This window comes from Photobacterium angustum (genome assembly GCF_002954615.1).
Taxonomy (GTDB): domain Bacteria; phylum Pseudomonadota; class Gammaproteobacteria; order Enterobacterales; family Vibrionaceae; genus Photobacterium; species Photobacterium angustum_A.
Genome location: NZ_MSCJ01000001.1, coordinates 1530194 through 1551440 on the forward strand (window position 1 = coordinate 1530194; position 21247 = coordinate 1551440).

A 21247-nucleotide genomic window follows, 5' to 3' on the forward strand; every position below is an offset into this window, starting at 1 on the left:
TTACATTTACTTGGCAATGCCCTGCTTAAAAAATGACTTCGACTATTTCATCATCAAGATTTTAAGATAACTGGCTATTGTTCAAGCAAACGCACTGAAATTACTAAAAAACTCTGTTTAAACACTTGCCTAGACGAAAGTGACTCGCTAATATGCTTGTCATTCGCTAATGACGATTACATTGTTATTCAGTTAGATTGCTCGCTTAGCTCAGTTGGTTAGAGTACTTGCATGACATGCAAGGTGTCACTGGTTCGAGTCCAGTAGCGAGCACCAGTTATTAAATAAATGGCTTCTTTAAGCGGTTTATCGCAGTACAATTTGCTCGCTTAGCTCAGTTGGTTAGAGTACTTGCATGACATGCAAGGTGTCACTGGTTCGAGTCCAGTAGCGAGCACCATTTTTAAATAAACGGCTTCTTTAAGTGGTTTATCGCAGTACAATTTGCTCGCTTAGCTCAGTTGGTTAGAGTACTTGCATGACATGCAAGGTGTCACTGGTTCGAGTCCAGTAGCGAGCACCAGATTCAAACAAAAAGCCTGCTTATAGCAGGTTTTTTTGTGCCCAAATATTAAGTCTAACCTTGTGCCTAGTTAGGTATTAAACCACTAAAAATAATTTCTAGTTATCTCGCTATTCCCTACCTCATTAGTAAAGCACACCGCACATTATAATTTATTATAAACATGATAATTCATACGAGCCCATTTTCGGTTATGAGCTGATTAACACCTCATTTTATAAGTACGTGACAACAAACGGTTTATCTATTAGGATTTGAGAATTAGTCGGGGGGCATTACGCTGAGATCACAATTAAGTGGGACCCGTTGAACCTGAACCAGTTAGCACTGGCGGAGGGAACTAAATAAACAATATCAGTATTGTTTAGGCAAGTTATCAATGGATCTCATCATTTCACATTAATCGATCCTTTCATTACTTGGCACCAGTTCCTAACGCTCAATTAGGAATCTGTTATGTCATCAAAAACAAGAAATAAATCCCATGTTACACCCCCTATAGTTTTAACTATTGCAGGCTCTGACAGTAGTGGTGGCGCGGGGATTCAAGCCGATATCAAAGCTATTTCAGCAACAGGTGGCTATGCTTGTTCGGTGATCACTGCAATTACGGCGCAAAACACCCAAGGTGTTAGTGGTATTCTTCCTATTCCCCTTACGATGATAGAACAACAATTAGATGCTGTTTTTACTGATCTCAACATTCAGGCAGTTAAAATAGGCATGCTTGCTGATAGTGATATCATCACGCTGGTTGCAAATAAAATAAAAGAGTACAAGCCACGCTATCTTGTGATTGATCCCGTAATGGTTGCCACCAGCGGTGACTTATTATTACAAGAGTCAGCCATTAGTACGCTAAAGCAAAAACTACTTCCACTTGCTGATCTCATTACACCTAATTTACCTGAAGCCGCTGCACTGACAAACAGCGAGATCCCACAAAATCTTACAGATATGTTGGGGTTAGTCAGCAAACTGCGTGATATACAAACTAAAGCAATACTTCTTAAAGGTGGACACCTAGAAAACGATTCAGAAAGTAATGATTTATTGATCTTAAATGACAATATCATAGAGCTAAAAACAAAACGTATTGAGACACAAAATACGCATGGTACAGGCTGTACCCTCTCTTCAGCCATTGCTTCTTACCTTGCTCAAGGTTATCCAATCGAACAAGCAACACAACGTGGCAAAGAATATATTACCTCTGCCATTTCAGCGGCTGATCTACTCAATATCGGTAGTGGTCATGGTCCTGTTAATCATTTTTTTACTCAGGATTAAAATAGCTAACAAGGCATGAAACATCACGCAACATGATATAAAAAAGCGGTGATTGAACTCACCGCTTTGATTTATAAATAAAATATTATGTGATTACAGTTTTGTCCAAGCATCTTGCCAATAAACACTGCTTGCTGGGGCATAAGAAGCACTTGAGCACCAACCTGAATTAGGCCAAGGTTTACATTGGTATAACTGCTCATCGCTAGCACGAACAATATCCCCTTCTTGGTAAACTGTACCCGCTTGATACGTTGGATATTCTCCCGGCGCAGGTGGCGTCACTTCTGGTTTTACTGACGTACAACCTTCCGTTGCAATTTGTTTCCAAACGCCCCACTCACCTGTTGTTCCCGGCTCTTCGCCTTGTGTCCACCAACCAGCTTGCCATACCACACCGTTGTGGCTGACTTCATCACCTGCCACATAAATACTTTGTGCACTCCATGTGTTTTCACACACAGCGCTACCTTCAACCGTCACAACACGTTGTGCCTGTGTTGTTTGTTGTGCGCTGTCAGTAATACGGTAATTTAAGGTGTAGTTACCTGCTAGATTAGTATTTACTTCACCTTCGATAATAATATTGGCCGTTATATCACCATCTTCAGCATCTTTTGCTGTGATGCCTGTTTTTTCATCAAATGTATCACCAAGTTGAATGGTCGTATCACCAATACCTTCTAACACAGGTTTTGCACTAAACACTTCAACATTACGCACAACAACAGATTCACTTAAAGCACTGTCATAGGCTTTGTAAGTTAGCGTGTAATGACCCACTTTATTCGTATCTACAGTACCTTCAACCACGATAGAGGCAGTGACATCACCATCGTAATCATCTGTCGCTGTAACACCTGCAAGTGGTGCAAATAAATCACCATGTGTAACAACAATATCGTCAATACCAGTGATAACTGGTGCTTTTCCTGCTTCCGTTGTCACAATACTTGCTTTTAACGTCGCTTTTGCAGGTACTATATCCATTGTATTAAGTACTTCACCACCACAGCTAACTTCTGCACGGTATGGTTTCAGTACACTTTCAACATTGATGTGGAAACGGTTCATATGACCATCTTGCAAACGACGGTTATACAGGTTAAACGTTTTGGTACCACCATTTTGCGTCAACACATCTAATTGACATGTTGAAGCAGTGAAGTTATCAACATAAACATTACCATATGCACCATGCAAAGCTGGGTAGATATAGCTTGGTAGTATTTTCTGTGGATCGTAATACCCCACTAACGTTGTTACCTGTACGCCTTGCTTGTATGGGATCAAATCAACTTTGCGCTCCAATAGAGTATTATCTGTTAACTGCCAAACACCATTTGTAAATCTAAATGCATGTTTTTGACCATGACTTAATGTCATTTGTTGGTCGTTATAATGAATAGTTGAATTCCAACCTGCCCACGATTCAAATAGCGCCACTTTTCCTTCTAATTCAGCATCAGTCGGTAAATAAAAGTCACGAGCCCAAGCGGCATTAGCCGTTGTTAAGTGAACCACTTGATGTTTAGCAAATAACTGTTGAAATTTATCGCTATTTTCACCGAACTCACTAAGTGGGCCGTTACCACTGACCTTAGCAACCGAGAATGCTAAATCATCAGCCACTGAATGCGTCCATGGCTTCATCACTTTTTCTATTTGATCCCACTTGCTATAACCTGTTGGTGACGCTGAATCAAAATTCGCTTTATTTTCTACGAAATCTTGAAACACACTCAGCTCATACGGTGCATGTAATGTGTATGCATTGTATTTAGGGTAAAGCGGTTGACCACCAGACATGGTACCAAAACCAAAACTATGTCCTTCAAAAGGTGCAACACATTCACCTTCATAACATGAATCTTGATTCGTTACGCCTTTAGTAAAGTTAGGAATAAAGATATTTTTATAAACATCCCACCCCCATGTAGAGTTCGCTTCGGTAGAACTTTTGTGAATCGATCCCATAAAGCCACCAGGATAATGTGCACCGACCCCTAGTTCATGACCTACTTCATGGCTAAATTCGTTACCCGTTGAGCTCACGACAGAAGCAACACCTGCGTAAGAACCCAACATACCGTGTGTAATTAAACCATCAGTATAATTACCAATTGAGTTATTCACTGTTACTTGTGCTGCATGGTATGGCGCTTCAATATTCCACTGACTTGCAGGACGTACTTTTGATGAATTCACACCATAGTTAGCACTGTTAATACCTGAAGAGATCAGTTCACGTGCAATACGGTAATGTGAATCACTGCCGTAACCGTCTGCATCACTAGGATCAACACCTTCAAGTAAGCGACCATCTGGCAACATGATCTCTTTAAGATGTACTGATTCATAAGGGTTAACGATCAATTTACTGATCTGAAGACTTTGGAAATACTGACGGTGTAATTCTGGATCATCGATAAAGATAAATTGATCTCTTGGCTCTGTTAATAAACCAATATCGATTGCATTTAAGATCATACTGGTATTAGCACCGATCTTAATATCTGAAACCGTCCCTTCTTTCTTATTTCTACTGGTGAAAGTTAAGCGTAAACCCGATTTAACGGCTTCTGCTGGAAGTACGGCAGAATAAGCTTTATCGCTATATGAAATTCGGCTGATTGCCATATCCGACTCACCATACCAAACGCCTTCAATATTCTGGTAGGTAAATTGGTTACCACGGCTGATCGTATCTCTGCCTTGTGCATATTCAATTTGAGAGTTGTAGCCAGCATCTGAAATAAAGGTGATCTTCTTATTACTAAAGCTTTTATCATCAGGCAAAATAAAATGCCCCGCCCAATGACCATCTCCAGTTTTAACTAAAACGGTATCGTGCTGATCAAGTAGTACTTTAAAATGTGTTGTACCCGCTTCGCCAGAGATGTCATGAAGATCGTTATTGCTAGTAATAGTTAGAGAGAACTGCGATGGCTTCGTTATCTCAACATACTTATCAAGCTTACCCGCTACTTGCGGCAACTGTTGTGGTTGACGCATCACCGTTTGATAAACCACTTCGTTTTGCTTATTTTTAGCAATAACAGTAACAACTTCGTCTTGCTCTAACATATCTGCGTGAGGCTCAAACAGCACCAATGTACGACGAAGAGAAACAAGATGTGGTTGGCGATCATTTTCAATCTTATTGCTCGTTTGCATGATCACGCTTTGAGCGACACTAACACTACCCTGCAGCGTACCTTGAGTGTCTGATGGCAACGCTTTTTTATTAAAATAAAGTGTTTCTGGTACTGTTGATACAATTGTTTCTGCCTGTCCATATTGCGCCATAAGCAATACTGGTATCAGGCTGACTAAATACTTCTTTTTCATTATTTTCGCACGATGTTAATAGTATGTAATCGGCGAAATATAAACAATAAAAACATGATTTAGAATGGTTTTATCTTCTTGATTTGTAACAATTTATTTTTAAATTAAACGTCAAAAAAACCACTTTATAAACACTATTTTCTTGACGCTTAGGATTACTGATGAACATCTATTTCACGTTTATCACATACTCCGTTAATACAATCATTTATATACTTCCAGCCAAAATAGCTCACTACTTTAAAAATTGAGGTTTTATTATCGAAATAGATTCAGGATAAATAAAAAAGCCACTCCTAATATGAGTGGCTTTACCTTGTTTGGCTTATGCTTTAGAGGTTCGTAACTGTTTCAAACGTTTAATAATATCTTGCTCTCTTAGTTTAGCCATCGCCACATAAGCAATCGGTACTAAGAATAAAGAGAATACAGTACCGAGAATTAGCCCTCCGACCAACACTAAACCTATGTTAATTCGACCCACTGAGCCGGGCCCTACCGCAAATGCTAAGGGTAGTGAACCAATAATCATGGTTAATGATGTCATCAATATCGGTCTTAAGCGTGACTTGGCACTTTCAATTGCTGCATCATAAGCACTCACCCCTTTCTCTTTTTGCTGCTTATTGGCGAACTCAACCAACAAAATACCGTGTTTAGTGACTAAACCAACTAACGTTAGCAAGCCAATTTTTGAGTAGATATTTAAGCTTTGACCGAAGACTTTAAGCGTTAATAACGCCCCAACTAAACATAATGGAACGGTAAGCAAAATGATCAACGGCTCAATAAAGCTTTCAAATTGCGCCGCGAGGATCAAGAAAATAAAGATCAATGCCATACCAAACAATAATGTCATTCCATGGGATGATTCATGTAAGTTTTCTATCACACCATTGAATTGATAGCTTTGTCCTGATTGCAACAACTCAGGCACGTGTTGATTAACATACGTTTCAACATCACTTGCACTGTAGCCTGGCATAATATCTGCAGTAATTTCCGCATTATCTAGCCCCATAAAGGTTTTGATATGCGATTCAGAAGTCACTTGCTTAATTGAAACAAACTGCGACAACGGCAGTTGCTGACCCGCTTTAGACATAACATAGAGTTTATCTAACACTTTAAAGTCACTTAATGACTTACGGTTAACCTGTACTTGTATTGGGTAGGTATAACCATCTTTCATTTTTAAATCAGCGGCTTTCACTGAACCTAAAAATGTTGATAGTGCACTGGTTATGTCGGAATAATCCACGTTTGATAAAACGGCGGCATTTTGATCGATTTTCAAATCAAAACGAAGTTGATCTCGTTGCATCGAGTTATTCACATTCGCAACACCAGGATAATTTTCTAATGCCTCTTTAACTTTTGCTGCGGATACACCCAGCGCCTTGATATCTTTATTTACTGTTGTCAGTTCTAGAACCAGCCCTGTCGGCAAATTCAAGTTATCAGCAGCGCGAACAGACATAGACACTTTGTAGGCTAATACTTGCTGTTTTGCTTTCGCCATTAAACGAGAAATGATTTCCTCAATTGAGTCTTTACGTTCATTCCAAGGCGTAAGGAGTAAGTGATTTTCAGGCTCACTTTCTATGTAAGACATATTGGCAGCAATGTCAGGATCACCTTTAAAAATACTATTTAATTGTGCGTTATTTTGTAGATGGTAATTCCGCCCAACGCTATTTGATGCTTTAGCACTGACACTGATAAATCCTGTATCTTCAACGGGTAATAATGTTTTTGGCATAAACCATGTCGCTGCTGATGCCGCTGCTATTAATATAACGGCCACCACCATTAAACCTGCTTTCTTAGTGAAGGCCTTTTTTAATAATGCTAAGTAGTAATGCGTTGTTTTATCGAGCTTATCATCAACCCACTTAAACCACTTAGACGTGTGTGAAGCAGGTTTTAAGATAAATGCACTCATCATTGGTGAAAGTGTTAATGCGACAAATCCAGAAATCAACACAGAGGAAGCTAACGTAAATGCAAATTGATGAAATAAATCTGCAGTTAGCCCTGACATTAAACCAATGGGGAAAAATACTGCTGCCAACGTTAATGTCATTGCAATAACTGGCGCAATGATTTCTCGACTACTCTCTAATGCGGCTTTAAGTGGTGGCTTCCCCTGTTCAATATGACGATAACAGTTTTCAACGACGACAATCGCATCATCAACCACCAACCCAATCGCCAGTATGATCGCCAATATTGTTAGCACATTGATCGTAAATCCAAGAGCTGCCATCACAGCAAACACCCCAATAACACATACAGGGATGGTAATTAATGGAATAAGCGCAAAACGGACGGAACCAAGGAAAATAACAACGACAATACCGACTAACACGATAGCTTCAACTAGCGTTTTAAATCCTTCATCAATCGAGGCCTGAATAAAATCCGCTTGGTTATAAACCATTTTCATTTTAACGGTATCTGGCAATTTCATGTTTGCCATGGCGGCCTTTACACGTTTTGCGACAACAACGGGATTTTCACTTTTTAACGGTAAGGTCTGAATCGACATGCCAAGTTTGCCATTTATATGCAAAATAGAAGGCGTATCAGTTGCATCGTCCATCACAACATTAGCAACGTCACCAACACGGACAATATTGCCGTTATCGTATCGAAGCACTAGGTTGCGAACATCTGCAACAGAGCTAACAGAGTTGACAGGGTTTATAGAAAAGTCACGAGCTTGGCCTTTAATAGTACCAGCCGTAAATGTTGCATTGTATTTACTCAATGTGCTGACGACATCATTTGCAGTGATTCCTAATGCCATCATTTTTTCAGGGTTTAGCCATACGTGAATAGCTTGGCTACTACCACCATAAGGCCCCCAAACACCACCAACTCCTGATATGTGTCTAAACTGAGGGATCAATTGATCACTGATCAAATTATACATTTGCCTTTTTGTAATATTACCTGTCGCTTCAAAGGTAATAATATTACTTGGTAATGCATTTTCCGATGAGTCATCAGTCACAACGGGCTTATCAATCATACTCGGTGGGAAGTTATCAATGGCTTCCACTTTACTACGCAAGTTATTCATTAAACTTGCATATTTCACTTCAGATACGTTGTCTTTGAAGAATATTTGTAACTTACAGCTTCCCTCCTGACAGTCAGTATTCATGGTTTTTACAGACTCTAACCCTGTGGCTGCAGAGATAAGTTTATCTGCCACATTATTAGACATAAAATCAGCACTGGCACCAGGAATGCTGGCACTCACTGTCGCATTAGGAGAACGATGATCTGGAAAATACTGAATTGGTAGGCTTTGAAGTGATACTAAACCAATCAAGACAATCGCAATTGACATCACACAAGCAAGAACTGGGTGTTTTATACAGATTTCAGGCAGTTTCATTGGTTGCATCCCCTTTGACTTGCTTTGAAGGAGATGATTTTAGTGTGGCTTTATCTTGAGTGGGTTGAGGTTGAGGTTGAGGTTGAGGTTGAGCAGTTAACTTTGGTTTATCTAGATTTTCAACTTCAACAATAGAGTTCGTGTTTAAGTTTTGCTGACCAGATACAACAACATGATCACCAACTTTAAGCCCTTTGGTAATTGCTACAAAACCATCATTAGTATTCTCTCCTAATGTCACAGCTTGCTTTGTGACACCTTTACCATCGTAAAGCCAAACATAACGCTGTTCACCATCAACGACGATCACCGTTTGCGGCACAATTGGGAAGGTATGGCTATCATGTGAACGTTCAGTCACTTTAGCAAACATGCCAGGGACTAACAGCTTATCGCTATTTTCAACCTCTGCATGAACATCAATACGACCTGATGATTGATCAACAAGTGGCGCAATATATTTCACATCGCCAGTAAAACTTTTATTCTTGTACGCATCAACAGTGATAGTGACCTTCTGACCAACTTTGGCATCTGCCAGTTCCTCTTGGCTTATAGAGTAATCGACTTCGACTGGGGTATTTTGAATGATAGAGACAATTGTATCGCTATCACTAACTCGACTCCCTATCGAGTATTTAAAGTTGGTCAATTGTCCATCAAAGGGTGCAATCAACTCATAGTTAGACAGCGAATCTTGTTTTTGTTGTTCATCCACTTTTGCTAAGTGCGTTTGTAATTGCTGATTCTCTAAATCCTGCTTTGAAATAGAGTCAGGTTGCTTTTTAACCAGTGCCTGCATTCGTTGCAATTTTGATTGTTCTATCTTGTACTGTGTTTGAGATTTTCTCAGTTCGTCTTTTGCTTGCGTATTATCTAATGCAGCAATAAGCTCCCCTTTCTTAACGTAAGCCCCATCTTTGAAGTATTTCTTTTGCAGTATTTCTGAAGCACTAAACGTTAGAGCCGTCGAATCAACAGCCGTAATTTTTCCGACTTCTTGCATGTCTTGGTTGAACTGTCGATTTTTAACATCTTGAATTTTAATGGGAGTTGGTGCTTTCTTGGCAGGCTCTTCAGCCAGAGAAGATAATGTTGTTAAAAAGAAAGAAACTAACAACATACTAGACAAAACTCGGCTCTTGCTATTCATTGCAATACTCTGTTTCACTTGTGAAGGAAGATCACACAATATCACTCTGAATTTTTCTTTCGTTAACGTTATGTCAGAACATAAATGCCATTTATTCCTTTGATAACAACAATTTACACTCAAATCAAACTCGTAAAATATAAAACATTATTCAATAGTAATTTGAAATAGATAAGATGATGATTTGCAATAATATTATTAAGGAATGATGTTTTGTATAATTAATGAACAACGATTTCACGTTTATCACATACTCCGTTAATACAAGCAGTGATGCGCACCTTACCCGAGTAATTCACTAATTTAATTTCATTACCAGTAAATGGTTGGTTATTTACATACCAATCAACCTTTACGTTTTCATCTAGCGTTTGTAGCGGTAATACGTCTAATTGATCTTTATAGTAATGCTGCCCTGTTACTATTTGCTTGATATATGGCGCAACATTTCCGTTATCCTTATGTGAATCATCTTTCCCTTTAGACGTTGAAATACCTCCACGTTGCTGTTGCCAATTTGCTAGAAGTTTCGGCCACGTTGTTTGAGCCGTATCCAAACTTGGACGTAAAAAACGCCCATCGGTTTCCAACGTAGGTGGCGTAATTCCTCTTACGGTATAGGCTTTTCTTTGCGAAATACATTGTGCAAGAGGCGTAATTTGCTTATCACGCCCACTCGGCCAACAAATGGTCTTTGTCACAACGTCTTTAGGTTTTATTCGTTGGTGTTGATCGCGGGGTAACTGATCAAAGGCGTCAAACATAATAGGTGCGGCTTGTGTCGCTCCTAAATAACCCACAACAGGGCTAGAGTCTGGGCGTCCTATCCACACGCCAACGGTAAAATCAGGGCTAACACCTATCGACCAAAAATCACGATAACCATAGCTGGTTCCTGTTTTCCAAGCAATTTGACGTCTTATCGATGGTACTACTCTATCTGGTGCGCTTATTTCACTCAGTGTTTTAAAAATAATCCAACTTGAAGCCGGTGAAAGTAGTGGTTTACTCACAACGGGCTTGGCATTTTGTAGCAGTTGTAAAGGCTGATATTGCCCATTCGTTGCCAGTGTTCGGTACATAGCTGCCAGTGTGATTAAATTGGTTCCTGTCCCACCTAACCCTACCGCTAAATTTGGCTTTTTATGCTGTAATTGAATCCCAGCGTGTTGCAGTTTTTGATCAAAAACCTCTGGTGTTTCTTTATTAAAAACTTGTATTAAAGGAATGTTCAGTGATTGTTTTAATGCCTCACTCATACTCACTGCGCCTTGAAATTTGCCATTTAAGTTTTGTGGCTTATAACCTGAAAACGATGACGGAATATCACTGAGCAAACTTTGAGAATGAATGATCCCAAGATCAAGGGCCGTACCATAAATGAATGGCTTTAAGGTTGAACCTGGCGATCGAATCGCTTGCACCATATCAACATAAGAAAAACGGCTAACATCATTAAAATCAGCTGAGCCTTGATAGGCAATAACATTGGCAGAAGCATTATCAACCACAACGATAGCCGCAGAGCTTTTTGCAGGTAAGCGTTGAGAAACAGTCGTGAGCAGACGATGAATTCGCTTTTGAATATCCGTTCGAATAGTGGTTTTCATCACCGCTTGGTGTGGATAGCTTTGCTGTAGCATTCGGCTCAATAACGGTGCTTGCAGTGGTTGAAAATAAGGGGCAACAACGACGGGTTCCTGTTGCATAAAGTTCGCACTGTATTGATCGAGCTTGTTATAACGCACTAATCGTTCAAGCACTTTATTACGCATCGCTTTTGCAAGTTCAGGGAAACGGTCTGGGCGATATAACGATGGTTTTTGCGGTAATACCACCAGTAATGCCGCTTCTGACTTTGTTAGCAATTGAGCTGACTTTCCAAAGTAACGTTGCGCAGCAGCCTCAACCCCTTCGATATTGCCACCAAACGGGGCGAGATTTAAATACAAGGTTAAGATCTGATCTTTACTAAAAAACCACTCTAATTGAAGTGCTCGAAATAACTGGGTTAGTTTGCCTGATAATGAACGTGAATGCGGTGATATTAAACGTGCAACTTGCATGGTTAATGTTGAGCCACCAGAGACGACATGCCCATTAACACCCCATTGCCATGCAGCACGAAAGATCGAAAAAGGGTTAAAACCGGGATGGAAATAGAACCAACGATCTTCATAGGTTAATAACGCTTGTCGATAAAAAGGATCAACTTGACCCGGTGATGTTAGTTGCGTTCGACGAACCCCTTGCATATCTGCAAATGCTCGCAGTACCTCTCCCTCTTGGCTTTTAATAACAACCGCAGAGCCGTTCGGATAAAGTGGCGGTAACGGAAATACGTAATTAAGCACCACACCACAAGTAGCTAATAACACAATGGTTATACAACAAGCCCGCATCCACGTTTTATAACGTGATGCAGGCTGTTGAATAGAGTGATTACTTTTCAATGGTTACCATGTCTTGCTTAGGCCAGTACACAGCATGTTGTGATGGCTGGTACATCGACTCCATGTAAATTGGCGGAATAGTAAAGGTTCCCGGTACTTCAGCACGAAGTAAATACGCAAATGAATAGGTTTTATCCTTATCAAATGACTGAGAAATTACATAACGGTCATTACGATATTCACTATGTTCTGGTGAACTTAATGTCACATCGTTAGGCGCTAATGCTGCTACATCAAGCCCTTGATTAAGTGCAGGGTTTTCTAACACAAAGCCTGCTGGGATCATCTTTGACAGTAACCCTTCATTTACTCGTTGGTTGAGACTAACATTCAATACAACCAATAATCGCTGACCGACTTTTACCGTATTTCCAGTAAATGGCTTGCCGTCTAATTGAAAGACAGAGCGTGAAAGCGTATTCACTTTTAATGTATTCAACGGATTATCACTATTTGATTCCGATTTATTTCGTTGCTGGTACCCCTCACCCTGTAATTTAACGTACAGCGGCTTGGTATTATGATTGGTAATTGTTAATCCTTCCGTTAATGGTACTGAAAATGGACCCGTATGTTGCTGATCATGACCATTAATTGTCACATCAAACTGCTGATCTTTATTCAATGTTTGGGTTAATATCGCAGCTTGTAACAATGCACCACGCTCTTGGGTGCTCAACCACAATTTATCGCCCGACTCTGCAACAAGTTGTTCTAATAACTGCTTTTGAATTTCCGCCGCTTTTTGAGCCAAAATACTATTCGATTTTAGTTGCTGCAAAATCAATACAGACAAGGCGCTATCACGCAGGTTAGATCCATAATCTTGAAAATAGCTGCTGTAACGTTTAACCGCATGGTAATTATTTAACAGTGCTAATGCCTTATCACTATCTCCCACATTGGCATAACTTGCCGCAAGCTGTAATTCACTTAGTACAGATGGAAAGAGTTTAAGACCTAAATTATCAATATCGCTCCACTGGATCAGTCCTTGTTGAGACAACACATATGCCGCATACGTTAATGCACTATCCGCATTTTGTTGGTTATACGCCCATTGCTTCATTCGTGTTGGGTTCTTCACATATTCGAGGATCTCGTCTTGCGCTCGTTTCAGCATGGCTTTCGGTACTATATTTGGAAATTTTTTATCAGCACGTAGCAAAAAGTCCGTCACATAAACGGTTAACCAAGGCTGATCGTTAACACGACTGCTATAGCCATCACTTGGCCACAACGAAAAACCACCTTGTGATGTTTGCATAGGTTTCAAATTCATTATCGCTTGATAAACCATATCTCTATCAGATGGCATCGCTTCAGCATTAGGTGCTTTTCCTTGCGCTTTCAATCGCTGTTCAAACGCTGCTTTTTTAAAGCGGGTTAATTCTGGTAAATCATATAAATACGGTAATGCTTTACTGGTTGTTTGCTCTGCACAACCATACGGATATTGATAAAGATCTCTTGCTTGCTCTATCACACTTAACATCGGTGTTTGACTGATATAAGCAAAGCCTAATTGATCTGGAATCGTATCAAGCCCTTGCCACAACGAAGGTGTCACTGTCAGCTTTTGTTGCGGCTCTAACAGATCCGAATGCATCTTATAAACCCACGGCATTACTGATTTGATCGGCGTTGTCCACGAACGATCAATATGGATCCTGTTGTTGCTATTTTGTGAAAGCGAGTCCGCCTGCAGTTTGAACTCTGCACGGTTAACAACTATTGGTGAGTCAACCGTAAACGGGACGTTGTAACTTATATGCTCGCCATCTTGTAATGTTACCTTGGCAGGCAGAAGTGCTATCGCTAAGTTCACGCCTTTGTTGGCGCTCAATGCCATTGATAACGTCTGCGCTGTTCCACTAATATTGTGAATATCTACCGTTACGCTCGATTTATCTCCCGCTACGAGAAAACGAGGAATACTTAATTCAGCGACAACAGGCGCTGCAATTTTATTACTTGATACACTTCGACCCACTTGTGAATCGTTAAATGTCGTAATGATTAACTGACCTTCACCATTGTAATCAGGGATAGCTAATTTCGCATTCGCCTTGCCGTTTTTAACCATTATCGGCTTGGACATTAAAATTACGGTTTTACTTTCAACTAAATTGTCATTTTTATTATCAGTACGCGTAACGCTATCGCTACCGAAACGAGATTGAGCAAAGGGATTTGGACGCAAATCATAGAGACGTGAATATAGATCAACCACATCCGCGCTATAACGACGCTGTGCAAAGAAGTAATTAAATGGATCTTGTGGTTTAAAACGGCTGAGGTTAATAATGCCTTTATCCACCAGCGAAACCGTTACCCAAGTATTGTTTTGCTGTTCACTAGCAATACCAGCAACAGTAATTGGGATATCTAAGGTCGTTAACGGGCGAATAATTGGCGGCACTGTCGCTTTTATTGAGAGCTTTCTCGCATCACGATTAAGCTTAACAGGCTTAATTCCAAAATAACGTTTTGGCGCATTATCAACATTACCTGTTAACGTAGCGGTTAAATAAATATCGTGACGATTTAACCCCTGTGGCAGTGGGATCTCAATATCTTGTTCGCCTTTCGTTACATTAGTGCGTTGCGACCAGATCACTTTATCTGTTTCTAACGTCACCAATAAGCTACCTGCAATTGGTGCGGTGATCGCTGAACGGATATTCTCTCCTGCGTAATAACGTGATTGATCAAATGCAATATCAAGATGTTCTGGCTTGGCTTTTATTTGCTGATAGCCATCATACCAGCCTGCATAGAATTGATATTCAGTGACTGTTTTACTCGCTTGATCTGTCACTGTAATACGGTACTGACCCCATTTAGTCGCAAAAGACAATCGATGACTTTTTCCTGCTTCAACATGAATAGTTTGCGAAGAGATCGATTTCCAACGCGCCTGTTTCTTACGCTGCCAACCAACACCTTCCTCATATAACCAATAATAAGGCCCCTGATCGTAATCCACTTTTACGGTCAAATTACCAGCAAGACGATGTTGACCATCATGGCTTAATAGCGCGATATCAAATTGAGGTTTAGCATCATAACCGACACTTTTTTGCAGCGGCTTAACACCAGCAATTGGGCTATCTTTCCACACCGTGTAACGTAAATCCCGTTGTACAGCAGCCCCACCCGTTTCTAATAAACTGAAATTAACGACCGCATTAACTGGGGATTGAATTTTAGCTGCTGAAGGTGTCGGCAAGACAATCTCTGCTTTCCCTTCAGCTGATAATATTTGCTTATCTAATTGCTGATAACTGCTTACCAATGAAAATCGCTTACCGACTCGATAATCACTGTATTTACCGCTAAAGCTAGACGTTGGGCTATACATTACTTCAGCAGTAACTTTATTACCTGCCGCTGGGCTACCAAATAAATAGCGTCCACTCAGTCCAACCTTGGTTTGACTTCCCGCTATAACAAATTTCGCAGGATCGGTAAAAGTTAAATCCATTCGCTCAGGAACAAACTCTTCTAGTTCGAAAAAATATTGGCTGATCGGCTTTTGAGCTTCAGGATCGAGCCTTACTTCAACGGTATAGCGCCCCGTACGCCAACTAGATGTAGTGTTCAACTGCTTGGAATAAAAACTAGCCGCTTGCGGAGAGAGTTGCTCGGATAACACAACATCATTACGTGGATCTAATACCGTTAATGTGATCGGCTGCTCTTTAATCGCCAGACCGTCTTGATCACGCAGCAAAATATTTAACGGTAATGATTCACCCGGCTTAACCAAATCACGGTTGCTGTAAATAAACGCTTCATAAGGTTGATAAGCTCGCCCTCCTACTTTGCTATCCGATAAATCTAAGGGCGCTTCACGCAGAGGTAAAATACCGATCTCTTGTTGTGACTTATGTTGTAATGAAGGAGCGAGTTGGCGTTCTGCTTTTGTTTTATTGGTACGAGCAATAACGATATCGGTGTTTTTCGCCACAATATCAAAATTAGCTTCACCTTTATGGTCAATGGGTGCTGTTCTAAACAGTTTATGGTCGCGATAAATATCGACGTTACCTGAAGTAACAGCTTCACCCGTTGATAAACGTGACACAGAAAAACTCGCTTGGTGGGTATTTAACCTTGCTTGAATACCAATATCGGTTAGTAACACATGTTTAACTTTCAGCTCATCAAACGCGCCAGGTGCCTTTAACACCACAACATACCAACCTGAAGGTAAATGATCTGAAAGAGGGATACGTGCTGCAGTTTGTTGATTTAACTTGCTTGGTGGCAGTGTAAAACGATCAGCATAAACACTTTCATAAGCGTGTTGTAAACGCTCTAATCCATAAGGGCCTAGGTTATCTAACAGGTAACTGTCATTTAAAAAGGTGTCGGGATCGGTAATATGTAAAATTTCAACATCAACTTTATCAAGATTCATAAAGTTAATTGGAATTGATTGGTGTTGAGATTGAGGAACTAAAGGGCCATTACCAATCACTTCCACCATCGGTGGCTGACGAATAGGATCTTTATCTTGATTAGCGTAAGCGGTACCAGATAACATAAAACTAAAAAATAACGCTATTAAATATAATCCAGCTACCGATCGTTCTGATCCCATTATTCGCATAACTTTCCCCTTTAAGAACTACTCAAATCTATGCACTGCATACGGTGTAATTCTATACAGAAAAGCAGATATATTCATCCGAACATCGCTATATGTTTTCTAAAATGTTCTAAATTTTCTAATAAAATTAATAATATATTTCGCCATGACTTCGTGGCTGGCTGTATATACAGGAAATTGTCCTTTTTATCTTGGTGACATTATCCGTTATAATCACTATCACTTATTTAAAGATATTACCTACAGGTGTAGCGACAATATGGCTAATCAACCTAATTTTACTGATGAAGAATATAAAGCATTCGCGGAATTAATGGACTCATACAATCGTACGTTCGCCGTATCTATCACGACATTAGTATTAGCCGTAATTGGTTTTATTATTGCAGAAGTTCAGGTTGGTTATTTAATTACTAACAATATTCGTTGGCTGTACGGCTTACTGGTTATGCTCCCTCTTGCTGTTACCTCTATTGGGACGAAATATGACTTTAACCACCTGACTTTTAGTATGCCTAAAACTATCTTATATAGCGTACTCAATGTTATTGCTCTCATTTCAATTATCGCGATCGTGGTTATGCTTAACAGCTGAGTTTATATTGATAAATATCGTACAGACAAAAATCTCCTTGCTGATAATTTAGCTTTCAGCAAGGTTTTTATTACTTCCTCCCCTTGAGTAATATTAAGCCTAAGAAACTGATTTAATTAATGTAAGTAATATTAGTTCATGCCAATAAGCATCATTATTGACAATGAATTCTCTAGAAATTCAACTGACGCTGACATTCACACAAGCCATATCCATATCATCAAGCAGAATTTTGAATGATGTATCAGGTTGCATTTATGATCTGATCAGGGAGTTTGTTGATGGCATTTGACTATGGGTCAATTGATTTAGGGCTTAAAAATCCTTTTAAAACTGAAGGAAAAATAACAGCGGCACGTGGCATTATTGTTATTTGTCTTGGTGCTTATGGATTATTTTCAGCAGCAAAAACGGTAACGCATAGTACGGTAGCGGGTTGGATAATGATCCTATTTGCTTTAGCTTTACTTATCAGCGGATTAACAACTGCCTACCGTGGTATTTCAGCAACACTTAAGTATTTTGTTGGCCGTAATCATCCAACATCTTTAGCGCATAATCATAGCAACACATCAGAGCACGCTTTCCAAGAAAATGCTTATGTCGCCTACTCTGAAGAAACAATTACCGATATGCTCATTGGTCGTAAAAATACGACTTTTGCCGAACCAACTGGGTTTATTGCACATGCATTGCACAGTATTTTCCCTAGCCTAATCTACATGCCCTACCCTATCCGCAATTTAGCTCAACGTTTATGTGCCGCTTGGACTAATACGATTGTCGCTTTATTGTGTTATGGCTTTATCGCTTTTATTTCCCTAACTGGCTTTATTGGCTCACTTGGTAAACAAGTATTTCCTGTTTATTCCGTGGTACTGACATTGGGGTTATTATGCATGTGGATTTTAACCAGTTTACGACTTAACCGTATGTCGCAAACACGTGTACCTCGTTTATCTAACATTGAATTTATTCGTACTCTGATTGCTGCTGTTGTATTACCCATTGCAATAGGGTTAGCACTGAAACTGGCGATGCTTGTTGTTGGGACAACTCGTGTTAGCCATTTTATTAGTTACTTCGCCAACCTACATAATACGATGTTTATCTGTGCGATTATCATAGGTGCAGCGATTGTCACCATTATTGTGGCACTCATGCTTAATAAGCGTTTATCGCTATCCAACCCAAACGTGGAAGTTTCCGAACTACGTGAGAACTGGCAAGAGTCCGTCCACCCAAACGAAGTATTCATCAACCTTGATAATCTTGTTATGGCAAATCGCCGTTATAAAGAGGTGCCTAACCGCGTTTATAAAGAGCTAAAGCCAACATTAGAAGAACAAGTACAAGCCAAAGGCAGTTTTGCAGGAGAAACACTTCAAGAAGTACAACCAAAGTATAAAGCGATTGAAGTCGATCAAGCATTAGATAACACTCGAATGTTTAGCTTAATAACTGGCAACCTTCTTCTTATTGGCTCCGCTATTACCGTTTTGTTTGCCGCACTATCAATAACAGGCATTGTTACAGGTAGCCACACTGCAACTAAGGTGACACAACTTTTCTTTGTTGCTTGTATTTTAAAAGCACTAGGTAGCATTTTATCTAATGCTAGCCATTTGTTTTTTGCTGAAATGCTATTTGAAAGCAATATTATCTATTTAAAAGTAGAGGGTACGTTTACTGAATCAAAAATCTCGACAGGTAATAGTATTCACGACTCGACTCGTTCTGAGAATATTTTAGTCCGTTCAAGCCTTACACCCTGGATTATTGTTAGCCGCATTATTAGTAGCTCATTTGCTTCATCTGGGACAAATAACCTTGAGCACCCTCGATTTATTTTAGAAATGCACAAAAATGATCGTGAGCTAGAGAGTATCCGAGGTGATTTAGTCAGTTTCTTAAAAGACAGAGAATCGATAGCGGCCATAACAAGCCAACGTGATTTGATGAACACTTCTCAAATTCATGAAATTAACCAGCAAACTCGCGCAAGCAATATGTCGATTAATCATCATGATGAAGAAATAGGTGGTTATATTCATCGTGAATACGAAGAAAAATACCCACAGTAATTTTCTATGTTCAATTCATATAAAAAGGAGAAAGTATTTAATTATTTTCTCCTTTTTATTTTTATTCGTCATGTTTAATTAAATCATAGTCACGCTATACAAAATAATTACGCATTTTTACTCCCGCAATCCATGCAATATTAGTGTGCATCAAGCTAAAAAATTTATATGACGAACATCACGTTTTATATTTCATTCAACTGCAAGAATATTCGCTCAATACATATAACTTAACGATAATTAATGAAAAAGATAACGTTACTTTCCGCACTTATTACTTCAGCTATTACTGTACCAGCTTTTGCCTGCACGACCATCTTAGTAGGTAACCAAGCAACAACTGATGGGTCTTTTATTGTCGCACGTAATGAAGACTATCAAGCCACTAATGCAAAACAGTTTATCTACCATCCCGCTGAAGCTAAACAAAAAGCTGATTTCAAATCTAACGCCAATGACTTTACTTATCCTGCCGCAGAAAATGCACTGGAATACACTTCATTGTCAGATTTTGACACCCATGGTACCAGTATGGGTGAAGCTGGATTTAACTCTGCTGGGATTGGTATGTCTGCAACCGAAACCATTTATAACGGTACTCAAGCACTCGCGGTTGATCCGTACGTAACCAAAACAGGTATTGGTGAAGATGCGATTGAAAATGTCATTTTGCCACGTGTAAAAACAGCTAAAGAAGGCGTTGAACTGTTAGGTAAGATCATTGAGAAACAAGGCGCATCTGAAGGCTTTGGTGTTGCCTTCGTCGATAAAACCGGTATTTGGTATTTAGAAACTGGCAGTGGTCACCAATGGATGGCACAAAAGATCCCAGCCGATAAATATTTCGTTTCTGCGAACCAAGGTCGATTAACTACCTATAAACCGCATAACCCAGATTATTTAGCTTCTCCAACACTAGTTAGCTTTGCCGAACAACATGCTTTATACACTCCTGTTACAGGAGAGGCTTTCAACTTCCACAAAGCTTACTCGCAAGATACCAAGAATGATCAAACGTACAATTACCCTCGCGTTTGGACGTTACAACATATGTATACAAAAGGCTTAAATACCAAGATAACGCAAGGTGAGAGTTTCCCTGTCTTTTTAAAACCAAGCCATAAATTATCTGTTGCAGATGTTGAACAAGGGCTACGAAACCACTATCAAGGTACGTCACACGACCCATACGCGAATAGCAATCCTAAAGAAGCATACCGACCAATATCTGTATTTAGAACTCAAGAATCACACATATTGCAAGTTCGTCCTAATCTGCCTATCGCTATCGGTGAAACCGAATACATGGCATACGGGATGACAGCACTCAGCGTTTATATTCCTTACTATCAAGGTATGACAGAGGTGCCTAAAGCATTAACCATTGGCACAGATAAAGCAGACAACCTATCTGCTAACTGGCAATTCCGTAAGTTACAAACCATTGCCATGACCAACTGGAATGAGTTCTCGCCAATTGTTCAAAAAGCCTATCAACAATTTGAGCAGCAAACGGCCGTTAAGCAACAAGAGCTTGAAAAGCAGTACCTTGCGATATACAAAAAACAACCTAAACAAGCACAAGCATTAATCAATCAATTCGAACAAAAAACAGTTGATAACGCATTGGCATTAACCAATGAATTAACCAATACCTTATTAACAAAAATGACCCATAACACCGATATGCTGTATCACTTTGAAGGCGCATAAGTTGATAAAACATAATCACTAGCAATAATCGAGAGATAACCAAAGGTTATAAAATTAA

At 39.7% G+C, this 21247-nt stretch carries 9 protein-coding genes, 3 tRNA genes and 1 riboswitch; of the genes, 7 read left to right on the top strand and 5 right to left on the bottom strand.

Translation table 11 applies throughout. The features are described from left to right. Positions 1-199 precede the first annotated feature (199 nt). From BTO08_RS06680 to thiD, 4 genes are all read left to right on the top strand, one after another. Positions 200-276, top strand: a tRNA-Val gene (locus BTO08_RS06680). A 47-nt stretch (positions 277-323) separates the two neighbouring features. After that, positions 324-400, top strand: a tRNA-Val gene (locus BTO08_RS06685). 46 nt (positions 401-446) lie between these two features. After that, a tRNA-Val gene (locus tag BTO08_RS06690) sits at positions 447-523 on the top strand. Between the two features lie 256 nt (positions 524-779). Further along, positions 780-879: riboswitch (TPP riboswitch) on the top strand. Between the two features lie 100 nt (positions 880-979). Further along, positions 980-1813, top strand: coding sequence for a bifunctional hydroxymethylpyrimidine kinase/phosphomethylpyrimidine kinase (thiD, locus tag BTO08_RS06695; protein ID WP_105060399.1), 834 nt, complete (start codon positions 980-982; stop codon positions 1811-1813). Between the two features lie 93 nt (positions 1814-1906). On the opposite strand, the gene BTO08_RS06700 is transcribed toward thiD, so the two are convergent. From BTO08_RS06700 to BTO08_RS06720, 5 genes are all read right to left on the bottom strand, one after another. Then, positions 1907-5164: a M66 family metalloprotease gene (locus BTO08_RS06700; protein ID WP_105060400.1), complete on the bottom strand. Its 3258-nt coding sequence runs from the start codon at positions 5162-5164 to the stop codon at positions 1907-1909. Positions 5165-5489: 325 nt separating this feature from the next. Beyond that, on the bottom strand, positions 5490-8573 hold the full coding sequence (locus BTO08_RS06705) for an efflux RND transporter permease subunit (protein ID WP_105060401.1): 3084 nt from the start codon (positions 8571-8573) through the stop codon (positions 5490-5492). Further along, on the bottom strand, positions 8560-9726 hold the full coding sequence (locus BTO08_RS06710; protein ID WP_198038419.1) for an efflux RND transporter periplasmic adaptor subunit: 1167 nt from the start codon (positions 9724-9726) through the stop codon (positions 8560-8562). Before BTO08_RS06710 ends, BTO08_RS06705 begins: the two co-directional genes overlap by 14 nt. A gap of 221 nt (positions 9727-9947) precedes the next feature. Continuing rightward, positions 9948-12179, bottom strand: coding sequence for a penicillin-binding protein 1C (gene pbpC, locus BTO08_RS06715; RefSeq protein WP_105060403.1), 2232 nt, complete (start codon positions 12177-12179; stop codon positions 9948-9950). Then, on the bottom strand, positions 12169-16797 hold the full coding sequence (locus BTO08_RS06720; protein ID WP_105060404.1) for an alpha-2-macroglobulin family protein: 4629 nt from the start codon (positions 16795-16797) through the stop codon (positions 12169-12171). Before BTO08_RS06720 ends, pbpC begins: the two co-directional genes overlap by 11 nt. Before the next feature lie 259 nt (positions 16798-17056). On the opposite strand from BTO08_RS06720, the gene BTO08_RS06725 reads away from it, so the two are divergent. The 3 genes from BTO08_RS06725 to BTO08_RS06735 all read left to right on the top strand — a co-directional run bounded on the left by BTO08_RS06725 (position 17057) and on the right by BTO08_RS06735 (position 21189). Beyond that, positions 17057-17392 (top strand): hypothetical protein, encoded by a 336-nt coding sequence (locus tag BTO08_RS06725; RefSeq protein ID WP_105060405.1) that lies wholly within the window; start codon positions 17057-17059, stop codon positions 17390-17392. 281 nt (positions 17393-17673) lie between these two features. Next, a complete protein-coding gene (locus BTO08_RS06730; RefSeq protein WP_105060406.1) occupies positions 17674-19476 on the top strand; it encodes a hypothetical protein in 1803 nt (600 codons plus the stop codon). A 243-nt stretch (positions 19477-19719) separates the two neighbouring features. Continuing rightward, positions 19720-21189 (top strand): C69 family dipeptidase, encoded by a 1470-nt coding sequence (locus BTO08_RS06735; protein WP_105060407.1) that lies wholly within the window; start codon positions 19720-19722, stop codon positions 21187-21189. Positions 21190-21247 lie beyond the last annotated feature (58 nt).